The organism is Streptomyces sp. NPDC002209 (assembly GCF_042890265.1).
GTDB lineage: Bacteria > Actinomycetota > Actinomycetes > Streptomycetales > Streptomycetaceae > Streptomyces.
The window spans coordinates 90715-104929 of sequence record NZ_JBIARX010000009.1 but is presented as its reverse complement, the minus strand read 5'-3'; the positions used below and the strand labels follow the sequence as shown (position 1 = coordinate 104929).

Sequence of the window (14215 nt, the reverse complement as noted above, 5' to 3'; positions counted from 1 at the left end):
CTCGGTGTACACACCACCCTCGCAGTTGGCGCGGTCTTCCAACTCGTTCCGGTGGCCCTCCTGTTCCTCTCCCCTGTCCGCACGCTGCGGGACATGCCCGCCCCGCCCCGCGTACGGCGCTGCCCTCCGCCCGCGAAGGAACCTCATGATGACGACCGCGACCGCCGCGTATTGGGAGCCGCTCTGGCTGGAAGGCCGCCGGTACCGGCGGCTCGACGAACCCGAGACGCGGCTGCTGGACGAGCACCTCGGGCCCGGCCGAGGACGGGCGGCCCTGGACATCGGCTGCGGCGACGGCGCATTGGCCCGTCACCTCCATCACCAGCTCGGATACCGCGCCACCGGGATCGACTGCTCCCCCAGCGCCCTCGTACTCGCCGCCGCGAAGGACTCGACGGAGAGGCCCGGCCCGCTGTGGAGGTGCGCCGACGTCGGGGCCGACGACCTGACCGCCTTGCCCGAACCCGCGTACGCGGCCATCACCTGCCGTCTGGTCTACCGGTGGCTCGACGACAAGGCCGCGTTCGTCAACCGCGTCCGACGCCTCCTGGTACCCGGCGGGGTCTTCTGGGTCGTCACCGAGATCACCGGCCGCCGCGAGGACACCGACCCGCTCCACGGCCTCGGGATCAGCCCGGCCGAGGCCGAGATCCTCACCGCGGGCTGGTCCGTCGTCCGGACCAACGACCTTGACGTGCTCCGCTGCTACGCCCTGCGCCCGTAATCCACCCCCGCCCTCCTGGAGGACACGTTGCCGGACATCGAGAAGCACACCGCCGGAATCTGGACCACGTACGGGGCGCACCAGTTGACCGTGCGCCCGGATCTGCCGGAACTCGCGCGCTGGGACTGGGGCATCGCGGACACCGGACCTGGCATCGAGAGCCTCGGGGACGTGAAGGGGCTTCGCGTCCTCGACCTCGGCAGCGGACTGGGCCGGCACGCCGCCCGCCTCGCCGGCCTGGGCGCCGAGGTCACCGCCGTGGACGCCTCCCCCACCCAGCACGAGCGCGCCCTCACCCGGTACCCGAACACGCCCGGGCTCCGCTTCGTCTGCGCCGATGCCGTCGCCCACCTGCAGGACGTCGCGCCCTACGACCTGATCTGCTCCGTCAACGGCGTGCCCTACCTGGACCCGAACCGGCTCCTTCCCGCGCTGGCCAACGCCATCAAGCCCGGCGGGCGTCTGCTGTTCTCCGCCCTGCACACCAACTCGACCGGCGCCGGCCCTTCGACGGCCGTCACCCCGCGCCCGGAGGACCTGCGGCTGCCCGGCACCGCCCAGGTCCACCCCGTCCACATGTGGGTCCTGACCCCTCAGCTGTGGGAGGACCTGCTCACCGGGCACGGCCTCGCCGTGGAGAAGGTCTCGACGATCGACGCCCCGCAGCCGGACAACGCGGCCTCCTACCGGCTGTACGAGGTTCGCCGTCCGCAGCGGGTGCCGAGCCGCCCGCGCACCAGCACACCGCCGCCACCGCACGCGGCCGTAGGGGTCGGCGTGATCATCTCCGGCCCGGACGGTGTCCTGCTGGGCCACCACCGGCGCGGTACCTGGGAACTGCCGGGCGGATCCGTCGAACCCGGCGAGTCCTTCGCCGAGGCCGCAGTACGCGAACTCCACGAAGAGGCCGGCCTCGTGGCCGAAGCAGACGACACCATCGTGCTGGGCACCCTCCTCGACCGGGTGGGCGACGTCGTCCGGGTGACGGTGCCCGTCCTGGTCACCCGCTGGTCCGGCCTGCCGCGACAGAGCGAGGATGCCATCGGGTCCTGGCGCTTCTGGCCCCTGGACGCGCTCCCCCAACCGCTGTTCGTACCCAGCGCGCAGTGCCTGACGGCATGGGATCCGGCACTCCGCATCGACCACGCGCCCGCCGGCTTCCAGGCGTACAAAGCCGCCGAGCGCGCCTAGGGAGGCGATCCCACCGGCCGCGCTTCGCCCACCCGACCTAGAGGAAGGCACCACCTACCGTGACACCAGCGCGTTCTTCATCCTTGCCGTCCCTTCTGGGAGTCTTCGCACACCCGGACGACGAATCCCTCCTGGCCGGCGGCGTTCTCGCGCAGCACGCGGCAGCAGGCGCGGCGACCGCCGTGGTCACCGCCACCTGGGCCCCCGACAGCCACCGGGCCGACGAGCTCGCCGACGCCCTGGCCGTCCTGGGGGCCGGGAAGCCGCGGATGCTCGGCCTCGCCGACGCCCGGGTCCCCGACTCCGCGCCCGGCCGGCCCCGGCTGTGCGACGCCCCGCTGGATGAGGTGGTGGAAGGGATCGTCGAGCACATCCGTGCGGTGAAGCCACAAGTCGTCATCACCCACGACGCCTACGGTCAGCTGACCGGTCACCCTGACCACGTCCGCACCCACCAGGCCACCGTCATCGCCTTCCACGCCGCCGGCCTCGAGCACCGCTACCCGCACGCGGGAGCACCCTGGCAGCCCGCCGCCCTGTACACGGCCACCCACCCGCACTCGGGAGTGGGCACGCTCGGCGCGCTCCTCACGGCGGTGGGCAAGACGGTACTGAGCGTGCCGGACGAGCACGTCACCGCGACGGTCGACGTGACCGCCTGGTCGGAGCAGAAGATGGCCGCGATCTTGGCCCACCGCAGCGAAGTCGCACGGGAACGGCCCCTTCCGGGAATCCTGGCCCGCCTGTCCGCCCCTGCACGGGAGTCGATCATCGCGACGGAGTTCTACACCCGTCTCGGTGCCGCGCCCGGGCCGGTTGGGCAGCGACAGCAGCGACAGCTCACCGTGTGACATGCCACCGGGTTACCTCTGGTCAAAAGGCCGGCTACGGGGCCGGCGGCTTACGGTGACGGCCGGTTGGCCTCGGCAGGGCTTGCCCAGGCGGGGCGGAGGCCGGCTCGGCCTCCGCCGCGCTGATCCCATGGAGCATCCGCTGGGCAGCGGCGTAGTCGGCGGCCACCGTCTCGGGCACCCACCGGTATCCGTCCCAGCGGGCCATCAGCCGGGGCGCGGTCGGATTGACGTGCGCGCCCCGGCCGGCGGATCCGTCTATCGGCAAGGCGCGCAGCGTGCCGACGCGGGCGGCCCTCCGGGCCAGGAAGTTCACGGCCCACTCTTCAAATGGCTCTTCGGTCACAGCCGGCAGCCTTCCAGAAATCGTCTCGCCGTGGGCGCCCTTCACCCGTTGGCGCAGCTCAGCGCGGTAGGTGACACGGCAGATCGGGCGGGGGTGAGGGGCCTCCGGGCCGGCCGAGGCGTGACGAAGCCGCTCGCCCCGGCGTTGGGCAGCGCGAAGTACCTGAGGGGGAAAGCCGGCGGTGATCATCTGGCTCAGCGGGCCGTTCGACGGCGGGAAGAGCGCGCACACCGTCACCGCCACCGCCACCGCCTACCAGGTGGCCGCCGCCGTCACCTGGCTCCCCCACGTCGGTAAGCCATCGGCGCCACCTTCCTCACCCCCGACGAGACCCTCCAGCGGACCCTGCCCCACCGCCGGGCCCCGGAGGCCCGCCCCCCCTCGTACCGAAAGCGATGCACGATGACATTCAGCACGACCACCAAGTCGTTCCGGTTGGGCACCCGGCCCAGCCCCATGGCCATGGAACAGACCGGCCGCTTCGCCCGAGCCCTGCGCCTGCAGTACCCGGACCTCGACCTCGAAGTCCTGGAGATCACCTCCGAAGGCGATCAGCACCGCGGCCCGCTCGCGGAGGTCGGCGGGAAGGGTGCTTTCACCCGCCGGGCCGACCAGTACCTGCTCGACGGCCGTATCGAGGCGGCCATCGCCTGCGCCAAGGACATCCCCGGTCCCCATGACCGGGCCCCCGGGATCGTTGCCGGAGCGGTCCTGCCCCGCGAGGAGGTGGCCGATGTCCTCGTCCTGCCCGCCGGCCGGCCGCCGACCACCCTGGCCGATCTGCCGCCGGGCAGTCGCGTTGGCACCAGCGCACCCCGCCGGGCTGCTCTTCTGAAAGCCCTCTACCCCCAACTGGTCGCCGTGCCCATCCGAGGAAACGCGGACACCCGCCTGCGCGATCTGGACGAAGGGGCATTGGGAGCGGACGCGATGATCGCCGCGCTGGCCGGGCTACGCCGCCTGAACCTCGCCGATCGGGCTGCGCAGATCCTGGATCCGGCGGTGTGGCTGCCGGCGGCGGGCGCCGGGATCGTCGTCATCGAGCACCGCGCCGATGACCACACCACCCGGGCTCTCCTCACCCCGCTCACCCACATCCGCACCCACACGCTCTTCGACGCCGAACGCGCGGCCCTCTCTGCCTTGCACGGCGGCTGCATGACCGCGGCCTCCGCCCACGCCGTCGTCGACGAGGCCACCGGCCGGCTCACCGTCCACGCGGTCGTCCTCGACCCTACGGGCCAGGCCCCGCTGCGCACTTCCGCGACGGGGCCCGCCACCGAGCCGGGCCCCGTCGGTCGGCGCGCAGGCCTGCAGTTGCTCGATGCGGGCGCCCAGAAGCTCCTCGGGTATCGCCCCTGACCTCACCGCCCCACCGCCCCACCGAGTACAGCGGCGGACGGAAAGCCGAAACCGGCTGGCCGTGCCCCGGCCCGCACCGAGGCGCGAGCGGCAGCCTGGCTTCAAATCACGAGTCCTGGTTCTGGCACACATTCCGTGAACGATCTTGCTGGCCCTCCGTCGGCAGGAGGAACGCATCACGTGAGTTGCGCGGATTGGATGTCACACGAGGCTGGTGGAACCCGAGTGTCGGCGGCCAGTTGCGCATCCCCAAGTACGGCCAGTCACGACGGCACCCTCCGTGGCTGGTGCAGCGGTGTCGGACGTCTGTCGGTCATGGACAACGACTGTCGGCGCCTTGTCGGTGGGTGCAGCGACCTTGGGGATGAGGTCGGTGGCGTCCATGAAACTTCATGCCTTCCACGACCGCCCGTGAGACCCGTGCGTGCGGAACCACCAAATGAGGGAGAGCCGATCGTGAATCAGTCGCTCGTGGATCGTATGTGGGAGTACATGAACGCCGGCCTGGCCATGGACGTGGAGAGGCTGGATGCCCTCTACGACCCTAGCTTCGAGAACATTCGGTTCGACGAAGAAGGCCAGGTAGTGACCCTGACGAAGGACCAGTTCATGGCGCGCTTCCGTGCACTGCGGGACCAGGGATTGAAGGTGGGTGAGTCACTCGACGACGTCCGTCTTCTGGCTACCAGCGTGTACGACGGCCATGGGTCGATCATCATGCGCCGGGTAGATGAGGGGGTCCCGGTGCTCTACAACTTCGTCTGGCGGTGGCAAGACGGTCGCTGGGCCACGCTCCTGCGCGAGTTCACCTTCCACAAGGACATCACCAACCTGGTCAGGATGATTGAGTCTGGAGGCTCGCCCGCCTGACCGCCTGGCTGCCTCCGGAGGACCAGCGTTGCCCGACGATGGGACGCCAGCCTCACGTTCAGTAGTCATCGGCGGCCAGGTGGCTCCCCTGTCATTTGGCCTACGACAGGGAAGTCGAACTGGCCGCTGACATCCGATTCAAGATCGTTCACGGAATCTGCGCCAGAACCCGAGTCCTGACGTCAGTTGTTCACGAGTTTGGACTCCGGCACAACCTCTGTGGACCCATGGCAACGTTCTCCGGCTTCCCGGATAAGGATTCGTCTGCAGAGAACGGTGTCTCTACCCTGAGTCGCAGCGGGAGTGCGCGCATTCCCGCTGGTTGCGGTGCCGTGGCAGAGCGGCCCATTGCGATCGCCGTGGGCGAGGTCCCTCCCACGCCGACTGACGGAGAAGGGGCGGACCTGCTCCCATCTGTCCGCGGGTTCAAATCCCGTCGGCACCGCAGCCAACCTGAACGTAGTCCAGCGCACGAACCTGCCGCATCGCCGCCATAGCCTCAGAAGTTGTGCCAGAGCCCGAGTTTGGGCGTCAAGTGTGACGACCGCGCCCGCCGCCGCTCGGAGCGGCGGATCAAGGCCGGGTTTCCCCGGGACATTCGCTGCGGACCTTCGACTCCGACGCCGTTCCCAACATCGCCCCGCCGTGATCAACACCCTCGCCGACTGCGAGTGGATCTAGACGAGCCAGCCGCTCTGCCTGATCGGCGACTCCGGCACCGGCAAGTCCCCCATGCTCAGCACCATGGCCATCGAGGCTGCGTTGCAGAGCTACCGGGTCAGCTACGCGCTCGCCACCGAGCTGGTGAACGAGTTGGTGGAGGCCAGCGACGAGAAGCAGCTTCCAGGTCCTCACCGAGCGCAAGGAGAAGAACAGCGTCGCCATCGCCTCCAATGAGTCCTTCGGCGGCTGGACGAAGACCTTCACCGACCCCCGCCTCTGCGCGGCCGCCGACCGACTGACCTTCGACCGAAGCGCCTGCCAAGGCCGGATGACCGCGCAGGCTTCTGCTCGACGGCCCTCCGCCCGGAGGGTGGAGGGCCGTCACCAGTGCGCACTTCCTACGCTCGTGAGTGCCGGTCAGTCCTGGGCACCTCGCCTCTACCAGGCATCCCAGAGCGCACCATGACGGTGGCGGACCGGCGGCATGTCCGCGTCGTCAAGTTCGTGGCCAGCGCGGTGCAGTCCGCGGATCCGCTGGGCCTCGAGTCGACCCTGGAGCCGGGCGCGGCCCTCAGCCGTAGCGATCTCTGCGGAAAACGAGCCCTTCCTGCAGTCGAGCACCATCCACTGCCAAGAGGTGATCCGGCGCAGCGACTTCGCCGGGGCGGGGCGACGGCCTTCGCGGGCGGCTCGAGCCAGTTCGGCATTCGCATAGCGCAGGTCGTACAGCGACATGGACTCCGATGCGCCCTCTTGGACGCGGAGTCGCCAGGGAGTCGTGCGGACAGTTCGGGACATCGAGAGCCTCCGTAGGGCCCTCTGGGCTTTCCAGAGGCACCTACGGCGGGTGCGTAGTGGTCAGCACAACTCAGCTCCCTTCGTTGGTCACGACGATCTACCAGCAGCACAGTAGTAGCGCGGAGACGCCCCTGTTGCCAGGGCAAGGCGCTCCGAGATCTCTCACGGAACTGCGGTGAGACCCAGTTTCAACGATCCTCATCACTGCTGGGTCGAGATCGTCAAGTGCTGCCCAAAGTGAGGTTCTGGCTCAACTTCTGTGGACCATCCACGCCCCGTGACTGTTGATCTCCATAGCGGCCATCGCTCGATCGTCCTGAAATGCCCCATGGCTGCCGTGTCACCTCCTGTGGACGGCAGACCTTCGTTGAGCAGATCCCGGGACTGACCCGCCGTCACGCTCAGCGGACTGATCGGCTGCGTTCGGCCTTGGCCGAGGTGGGTCTTGCGTTGGCCGGCCGCGCTGGAGTCCGTCTTGCAGACGTCTTCGGTATCTCCGCCAGCCGCAGCACGGTGCTTCGGTTGGTCGATGCGATGCCTGACCCTCAGCCGTCGGCCCCGCGGGTGGTGGGTATCGACGAGTACGCGATGCACAAGGGCCGTATCTACGGGACTGTGCTGGTCGATGTCGAAACCGGCAGGCAGACCGATTCCATCTCTGGCGCAACCTCGGGGAAGTCACCGAGCGATGCGTATCGTGCGCGGAATGCTCGGCGAAGGCCACAGCCGTCGGGCGGTCGCCCGCGAACTCCGGATGACCTCCCGAAGCGTGCAGCGCCTGGCCGACGCAGCCGTACCGCATTTCTCGGCCTCCTCCTCGCCGGCGTCACCACCGAGATCGCCGACCTGTCCGTCCTGCAGACCACTGCCGTCGCTGTCCGGCGCGGTGCCACTGCTTCGTACGGCGGGCAGGCCCGGCTCCGGGTACCTGCTTCCTGACGGGATGGCAGGTTCCAGTACGATGCACTCCGCTAATTGAACATGCTCAAATCCTGGGGGCTTTGGTGGGGGAAGAAACGACGGGCCGACGGCTCGCCGTCGTGCTGTGGTCGGCGCTCGCGGTGGAGGTCGCGGGGCTGGTGGGGACGTTCGCTTTGGCGGACACCACCATGCTGGTGCCGGAATTCGATGGGACCCTCGTCCTGGTGTGCGCAATGCTCCTCGCCATGACCCTGGCGGTCCTGCCGATCGCGGTCGTGGTGCTGAGGCTGCGCGATGCCCGGAACACCACTGTCGTCTGGCGGGCAGCCGCCTCGTGGATCCTCGCGCTCGCACTCCTGGTCATGCTGGTCAGGGCAGGCTCGGGGCCCTGGGTAGTCTGGTGCACCGTCGCGATGGCCGCCTCGTGCGCGGCCACCGTCCTGTGCACCGGCAGCCCGACGGGGCTGTCGATCCAGCCGTCCCGCGCCGCAGTCGCAATCGCCGTCGTCGTGCTGGTGGCGTCGGTCTGCGGCTCCTACTCCGGGCCGTACACGGATTATCCGGGAGTGTGGACCGCCTCGAAGGACGACGCGTCTCTGACCCTGGCCGAGCGGACGGATCACGGGGAGGGTGGTGAGTACACCCTGCGGGTCGGGACGTGCACGGAGCAGGGCAGATGGGTCTTCGACTACCCGCAGATGTCGACTTCGGTCCAGCTGTGGCTACACCGTGAGGGCGCGCTCGCGTGCATTCCGGGCGGACCCGCGACCCAGGTGCACATCGTCGACGGCAACGGGGCGGCTCCGGTCATCGCGCTTCCCGGGCTGCTTCTGACGAAGCAGTGAGCGGGCCGCTCGGGCGGCCCTCGGCCACGGGGGCACCGCGGGGGCCGGGTTGCCGATCGGATCAGCGGCGAACCGGCCGAAGCGGGAAACCTGGCCATCAGAGAGGAAATCAACTGGCAGAACCGGAACGGAGAACCCCTGACCTGGCAATACCGCCCCAGTCGCCGAACCGGTATCAAGATCGCGGATCTACCGCCAAAACCCGGTCGGACTGCCGGGCGCTCCGAGCGACTGCATGACGAAGTCCCTGGTCCGGGCGGCGGCTGCGTAGAGGTTCGTCCGCGTGGTGAAGGTGGGCACGGTCGCCGAGCGAGTGCCCTTGCGGACGACGTTCCGCGGGCTGCCGAAGCAGGACACCTCGTCCACGGAGTGACCGCTGTCGGCCTCGATCTCCTTCAGGCCCTCGTCACCCGTGACGATGACGTCCAGGTCGCTGCCGAAGCGGAAACCGCCGTTGCCCTTGTCGCACACCATGCCTTCCATCGCCGTCGGCACGACGACCTTGGTGTGGCGGATGCCCGGGTCGGGCGCGAGAGTCTCGGCCGCCGAGGAGGAGGCGGCGGCGGCGGCGAGGCAGGTTCACATCCTGTCCCCGCAACCGCACCGGAAGGGCCCGGATCCTCAATGGATCCGGGCCCTGTTGCCGTGCCTGGTCGAGAAGGGATCTGGGCACTGCACCACGCCTTCAGTGCGTCACGGGGCGGTCCTCCGCGAGGGCGGCCAGAGCCGGGCGCTCTGCCTCGTCGGCGGTCTGATCCCGGCGCTGCTTCCTCCGAGCGTGCCGTGCCGGAGTGTCGCCCGAAGCAGCCGCAGCTGCCTACCCCGGATGAGAGGAGACGGTGAAGTTGCTGTAGCCGCCGCTGTCGGTGATGGCGGGCGAGGGGCTGTAGACCGTTCCCGTGTCGTTCTGTCGCCCTTGGAACGGAAGCGTCTCATAGCCTGAGAGCGGGGCGCCGTCGACGGTGACATAGGAGAACGGCACGTTGACGGTCTTCGGCCAGGTCGAGTCCAAAGTGAACACGTAGGGGCGCTCCACGATGATCTCAGCGCTCTCCGAGCGTGCCGCGGGTGCCCTCTTGGTCAGGGTCTGGCGTTGTCCGGGTCGGGAGAGGTTCTCGATGGTGAGGATGTAGTTGGCGGGGTCGGCGGCGCTTCGGACGACCGAGGCCGACATGCGGTCCCCGGCGTATACGACCATGGAGATGGGCTGCTCGCGGGTATCGACGCCCGCGTTGATGACTTCCCAGAAGGCTTGATGCTGTGGGTAGAGCTCGCCTCGGCATGTGGCATGCACGCCGACCTGAACCAGGCTTTCGGTGGGACTGCTGGCAATCCCGTCGAGGCCCACCCAGACACTGAGGTGGTTGTCGGGGTTTTCCTGACGACAGATGACGGAAGGCTCGGTCCACACTGCGGTCACGGCGTGTGGCGCCGCGTTGACCGGGCTGCTGGGCACCGCGTAGCCGGCCCAGTGGCCGGGGGGCGTGTCGGTGAGGGCGATGTCATCGATCTGGACCCAGGAGTCCGCGCCGGGGGCGTAGTAGCCCGTGTAGAGGGTGACCGAGGTGTTGGTGCCGGAGTTGAAGGCCATGTGGAGGAACTGGTAGGCCCCGTTGGAGATGACCTTTCCGTAATTCTTCTGGACCATCGTGCGGCCGTTCGTTCCGCGTGCTCCGAAGTACCCGGTCGTGTAGTTGCCGGAAGTCCGCACCCAGCCCTCCAGGTAGTACACCGTTTGGGGTTTCACCGTCACCTTCTGAGCGACGGCGTTCCAGTTGCGGCTGGAGGTGCGGATGAACGCGTTCTTCCGTCCGGTCTTGTGGTAACCGAGGTCGATGTCGATGCCCTTGTAGTCCGGGCCCTCGCCTGACCATGGAGCAGAAATGGTGCGGCTGTTCTGCTCTTCGAATCCGGTATCGCTGACGGTCCCGATCGGGGCTGCCGAGGCGCGGCCCGCCAAACCGGTCAGCATGGCGGCCACGAGTACCAGCACCAAGGCCGGGAGCCACATCAACCGTCCTCGAAACGCCCTGTTCCGTCGCGCGCTGAACAACACGAGCCCCCCTCGCGTCGCGTCCCCCGGGGTGCGTGCCCGCGCCCCGCCTACCGGGACGCTAACCGAGTCGCCGCCCGGCAACCACGCCCCCCTCTCAGCGCACGGAAGCGTTGCAGGGGCGTACCTTCCCCGTTGCGCAACCCCCACCATTGCGCAGGGCACGCAACCGCGGACGTGTACGTCGAACCCAACAGGCCGCGGCCGCTCCCGGGGTGGTCGTGCGCGGCCGCTGTTGGCTGCCTCCTTGCCCATCCTCTACAGTCACCCTCGTCTTCTACACGCGTGTAGACGGTGGGGGTCTTCCCGAGTGTGCCACGGCCGGCTCTCCCCCGATCCCCCCGCCGCCAACGCTGCGACCGGACCGGGCACCGGCCGGGGCCGCGGCCCCGCCTGACGCTTCACCACCAACACATCGGACCAACTTCAGGGGCTGACGAATTGAGCACCATCGGCATCGGACAGGCGGCGATCCTCGGCATCGTCGAAGGGGTCACCGAATTCCTGCCGGTCTCCTCCACCGGCCACCTGAAGATCACCGAGGGGCTGATGGGCATCCCGGTGGACGACAAGGCCGTCGTCGCCTTTACCGCCGTCATCCAGGTCGGAGCCATCGCCGCGGTCCTGGTGTACTTCTTCAAGGACATCGTGCGGATCATGAGCGCGTGGGGGCGCGGCCTGGTCAACCGCGAGGAGCGGTACCACCACGACTACAAGTTCGCCTGGTGGGTCATCTACGCCACCATCCCCATCGTGGTCGTGGGACTGGCCGCCAAACCCCTCATCGAGAGCACGCTGGCCTCCTTGTGGGTGGTGGCCGGCTCCCTGATCGTCGGCAGCGGCCTCATGTGGGCCGCCGACCAGATGGGCCGCCACAAGCGCGGCGAGGACGACACCGGCCTCAAGGACGCCATGCTGGTGGGCTGTTCACAGATCCTCGCCCTGCTCTTCCCCGGCTTCTCCCGCTCCGGGGCCACCATGTCGACCGGCCTCATCCTCGACCTCGAGCGCGTCGCCGCCACTCGCCTCTCCTTCTTCCTCGGCATCCCCGCCCTGACCGGCGCGGGCCTGTACGAGCTCAAGGACGCGGTCGGCGCGGGCGTGGACACCCTCCCGCTGGTCGTCGGCACCTTGGTGTCCTTCGCCGTCGCCTACGCCTCCATCGCCTGGCTGCTCAAGTTCGTCGCCAAGCACTCCTTCAACGCCTTCGTCATCTACCGCATCGCCATCGCAGTCCTGCTCTTCGGCCTTCTCGGTACCGGGGTCCTCACCGCCTGACAGCCGCCTCCGCTTGCGTGGGGTCCGGCCGCGGCCGGACCCCACAGACTTCAGCTCCTCGGAGCAGGGGCTGACCTCGTTCACCGGCAACAGGCCCGGCCGAACCCGCGGACCCCGGCCGTCGGCCGTCGGCCGTGAGGACCTCCCTGCGTCCCGTCGCTCGCGGCCGCCTTCGGCAGGTCCCGCAGCACATCGCACGGACGAACCGTGCGAGCGCATCCTCACGGCCGCCGCCCCCGCGAGCACGCATACCTCCACTTCTCCGGCCGGCCTGCGGTCGGCTGGTGGCCCGGCCCATTGACCTCGCCCTTATCCCACGATCGTCTACAGTGCAGTAGACCCGCCCGGTCGCCTTCCGCCTGGCTCCTGTGAGAGGCCCCACCTGCATGGCCGCTTCCGTCCACGCCGCAACCCACCTCGCGGTCAACCTGCTCGACGCCCATTCCCTCCTCGCCACCTTCGGGGTGATCGGCATCGCGGTGGTGCTGTTCGCCGAGACCGGGCTGCTGGTCGGTTTCTTCCTGCCCGGGGACTCGCTCCTGTTCACAGCGGGCCTCCTGTGCGCGGGTACGACGGACAAGAGCGCGACGCTGTCGCTCCCTGCCGTGTTGGCCGCCTCGGTGGTCGGTGCGCTGGCCGGCGCTCAGTGCGGATACCTCATCGGGCGTCGCGCGGGCGGAACCCTCCTCACCCGCAGCCGGTCGAAGCGCCTCCATGAGGGCGCCCAGCGTGCCGACGAACTGCTGACGAAGTACGGGCACGCCAAGGCGATCGTGCTGGCGCGCTTCGTCCCCGTGGTCCGTACGGTCCTCAACCCGCTCGCCGGCGCCCTGAACGTCCCGGCCCGTGTCTTCACTCTCTGGCAGGTCGTCGGCGGTCTCGTTTGGACGGTCGGCCTGGTCCTGGCCGGGTACGCGCTCGGCTCGTCCATCCCCGACGTCGACCGGTACCTGCTGCCGATCGTCGCCGTCATCGTCGCCCTGTCCCTGTTGCCCCTGGCGATCGAACTGCTCCGTTCCCGACGGGCGGGCCAGCACCAGAACGGATCCGTTTGATGACCCCCGCGTACGACGGTTCGAGCGTCGACGGCTCCGCCTACTCCGACGTGGTCGACCTCGCCCACCGGGCTCCAGGCTGGCTGGACACGCTGATCTCCGCTTGGTCCAGCTACGGCCTGGCCCTGTTCGCCCTGCTGATGCTGGCGGCATGGTGGCGGGCCCGCCGCGCCGGCACCCCGGCCGTGGTCACCGCCCTCGCGGTCCCGCTGATCACCCTCCTCGCCTTCGGCATCGACCTGCTGGTGAAGCTCGCCGTCCGCGAGGACCGGCCGTGCCAGACCCTGGGGGTGCCCACGCTGGAGGCGTGCCCCGCACCGGGCGACTGGTCCTTCCCCAGTAACCACACCGCCCTCGCGGCCGCGGCCGCCGTCGCGCTGCTCTTCGTATCGCGTCGGCTCGGCGCCGTCGCCCTGGTGGCCGCCGTACTGATGGCCGCCTCCCGAGTCTGGGTCGGCGTCCACTACCCGCACGACGTGCTGGCCGGCTTCCTCGTCGGCGCACTCGTGGCCGCCGCCTCGGCCTGGACCGTCCGGCGCAGCCAGAACACGCTGGCCGACCGGCTGAAGAGCGGCCCTCTGCGTCCGCTGCTGGCCGCCACATGACCCGCGCCCGACTCGCCCGCCGCGCCGGGTGGCTGGCCCTGACCGCCGCCGTCCTCTTCGCCCTGCTGGCGATGTGGGTCGTACGCACCCCGGATCATCTGCTGCCCGCCGACGTGAACCTGCACCGCTGGTCCGTGGAGCACCGCCCGGCCATCGCATCGGCGTCGGCCCGCGTCGTCACCGACACCGGCACCGGCTTCATCCCGTACGTCCTGCTCTTGCTGGCCGGCCTGTACGCAGGGCGCACCACCCGTCAGCGCGCCATCACGGCCGCCGCGCTGCTCCTGTGCCTGGGCGCGGGGCAGACCCTGCGCTACGCCGTCATGACGTTGATCGCCCGCCCCCGCCCCGCAGTCGAGGACTGGGCGACGCCCGCCTCCGGCTGGTCCTTCCCCTCGGGGCATACGAGCACCGCCGCGATGACTGCCGGGCTCCTGATCGCCGCGTTGTTCCTGCGCGGTTCCAGGGTGCCGCGCACCGCGGTCGCAGTGATCGGGTTGTGGGGTGCCGTGGTCGGCCTCACGCGCGTCTACCTCGGAGTCCACTGGTTCACCGACGTCATCGGAGGCTGGCTCTTCGCCACCGCCTGGCTGTCCCTCCTCACCTTCGCGTACCTGTGGCGCACCGGTGACCGGCCTGCGGCCGACGGCTGA

At 69.4% G+C, this 14215-nt stretch carries 14 protein-coding genes, 1 tRNA gene and 1 pseudogene; 12 read left to right on the top strand and 4 right to left on the bottom strand.

Annotated elements, in window-relative coordinates; translation table 11 throughout:
* Positions 1-148 precede the first annotated feature (148 nt).
* The 3 genes from ACFYXK_RS19485 (at position 149) to ACFYXK_RS19475 (ending at position 2766) form a co-directional block, all read left to right on the top strand.
* A complete protein-coding gene (locus tag ACFYXK_RS19485) occupies positions 149-724 on the top strand; it encodes a class I SAM-dependent methyltransferase (RefSeq protein ID WP_389412224.1) in 576 nt (191 codons plus the stop codon).
* A 27-nt stretch (positions 725-751) separates the two neighbouring features.
* Positions 752-1915, top strand: coding sequence for an NUDIX domain-containing protein (locus tag ACFYXK_RS19480; protein WP_389412223.1), 1164 nt, complete (start codon positions 752-754; stop codon positions 1913-1915).
* Positions 1916-1998: 83 nt separating this feature from the next.
* Positions 1999-2766: a PIG-L deacetylase family protein gene (locus tag ACFYXK_RS19475; protein ID WP_389412222.1), complete on the top strand. Its 768-nt coding sequence runs from the start codon at positions 1999-2001 to the stop codon at positions 2764-2766.
* Positions 2767-2800: 34 nt separating this feature from the next.
* On the opposite strand, the gene ACFYXK_RS19470 is transcribed toward ACFYXK_RS19475, so the two are convergent.
* Positions 2801-3355 carry a DUF6087 family protein gene (locus ACFYXK_RS19470; RefSeq protein ID WP_389412221.1) on the bottom strand — a complete coding sequence of 185 codons (555 nt, stop codon included), beginning with the start codon at positions 3353-3355 and terminating at the stop codon, positions 2801-2803.
* A gap of 159 nt (positions 3356-3514) precedes the next feature.
* Between ACFYXK_RS19470 and hemC the strand changes: the two genes are divergently transcribed.
* The 4 genes and pseudogenes from hemC to ACFYXK_RS19450 all read left to right on the top strand — a co-directional run.
* Entirely contained in the window at positions 3515-4474 is a 960-nt protein-coding gene (gene hemC / locus ACFYXK_RS19465) for a hydroxymethylbilane synthase (protein ID WP_389412220.1), read from the top strand.
* A 456-nt stretch (positions 4475-4930) separates the two neighbouring features.
* Positions 4931-5344, top strand: coding sequence for a hypothetical protein (locus ACFYXK_RS19460; RefSeq protein ID WP_389412219.1), 414 nt, complete (start codon positions 4931-4933; stop codon positions 5342-5344).
* Between the two features lie 326 nt (positions 5345-5670).
* Positions 5671-5789 (top strand) — tRNA-OTHER (locus ACFYXK_RS19455).
* A gap of 79 nt (positions 5790-5868) precedes the next feature.
* Positions 5869-6473, top strand: a pseudogene (locus ACFYXK_RS19450) (ATP-binding protein); the annotation flags it as partial.
* On the opposite strand, the gene ACFYXK_RS19445 reads toward ACFYXK_RS19450, so the two are convergent.
* A complete protein-coding gene (locus ACFYXK_RS19445) occupies positions 6446-6742 on the bottom strand; it encodes a hypothetical protein (RefSeq protein WP_389412218.1) in 297 nt (98 codons plus the stop codon). The pseudogene ACFYXK_RS19450 and the gene ACFYXK_RS19445 overlap by 28 nt on opposite strands.
* Positions 6743-7806: 1064 nt before the next feature.
* Between ACFYXK_RS19445 and ACFYXK_RS19440 the strand changes: the two genes are divergently transcribed.
* A complete protein-coding gene (locus ACFYXK_RS19440; RefSeq protein WP_389412217.1) occupies positions 7807-8571 on the top strand; it encodes a hypothetical protein in 765 nt (254 codons plus the stop codon).
* Positions 8572-8760: 189 nt separating this feature from the next.
* On the opposite strand, the gene ACFYXK_RS19435 is transcribed toward ACFYXK_RS19440, so the two are convergent.
* A complete protein-coding gene (locus ACFYXK_RS19435; protein ID WP_389412216.1) occupies positions 8761-9066 on the bottom strand; it encodes a hypothetical protein in 306 nt (101 codons plus the stop codon).
* A 322-nt stretch (positions 9067-9388) separates the two neighbouring features.
* Positions 9389-10552, bottom strand: coding sequence for a hypothetical protein (locus tag ACFYXK_RS19430; RefSeq protein ID WP_389412215.1), 1164 nt, complete (start codon positions 10550-10552; stop codon positions 9389-9391).
* A gap of 513 nt (positions 10553-11065) precedes the next feature.
* Between ACFYXK_RS19430 and ACFYXK_RS19425 the strand changes: the two genes are divergently transcribed.
* The 4 genes from ACFYXK_RS19425 to ACFYXK_RS19410 all read left to right on the top strand — a co-directional run bounded on the left by ACFYXK_RS19425 (position 11066) and on the right by ACFYXK_RS19410 (position 14215).
* The gene (locus tag ACFYXK_RS19425; protein WP_389412214.1) at positions 11066-11902 is read left to right on the top strand and encodes an undecaprenyl-diphosphate phosphatase; all 837 of its coding nucleotides are present in this window, start codon (positions 11066-11068) and stop codon (positions 11900-11902) included.
* A gap of 386 nt (positions 11903-12288) precedes the next feature.
* Complete coding sequence (locus ACFYXK_RS19420; RefSeq protein WP_389412213.1) at positions 12289-12957, top strand: DedA family protein; 669 nt, start codon at positions 12289-12291, stop codon at positions 12955-12957.
* On the top strand, positions 12957-13562 hold the full coding sequence (locus ACFYXK_RS19415; protein WP_389412212.1) for a phosphatase PAP2 family protein: 606 nt from the start codon (positions 12957-12959) through the stop codon (positions 13560-13562). Before ACFYXK_RS19420 ends, ACFYXK_RS19415 begins: the two co-directional genes overlap by 1 nt.
* Entirely contained in the window at positions 13559-14215 is a 657-nt protein-coding gene (locus ACFYXK_RS19410; RefSeq protein WP_389412211.1) for a phosphatase PAP2 family protein, read from the top strand. The genes ACFYXK_RS19415 and ACFYXK_RS19410 overlap by 4 nt, the downstream gene beginning before the upstream one ends.

Coding starts and splice junctions, on each gene's coding strand:
- ACFYXK_RS19485 (WP_389412224.1), top strand. CDS start 149: ATGACGACCGCGACCGCCGCGTATTGGGAGCCGCTCTGGCTGGAAGGC.
- hemC (WP_389412220.1), top strand. CDS start 3,515: ATGACATTCAGCACGACCACCAAGTCGTTCCGGTTGGGCACCCGGCCC.
- ACFYXK_RS19445 (WP_389412218.1), bottom strand. CDS start 6,742: ATGTCGCTGTACGACCTGCGCTATGCGAATGCCGAACTGGCTCGAGCC.
- ACFYXK_RS19420 (WP_389412213.1), top strand. CDS start 12,289: ATGGCCGCTTCCGTCCACGCCGCAACCCACCTCGCGGTCAACCTGCTC.
- ACFYXK_RS19415 (WP_389412212.1), top strand. CDS start 12,957: ATGACCCCCGCGTACGACGGTTCGAGCGTCGACGGCTCCGCCTACTCC.
- ACFYXK_RS19410 (WP_389412211.1), top strand. CDS start 13,559: ATGACCCGCGCCCGACTCGCCCGCCGCGCCGGGTGGCTGGCCCTGACC.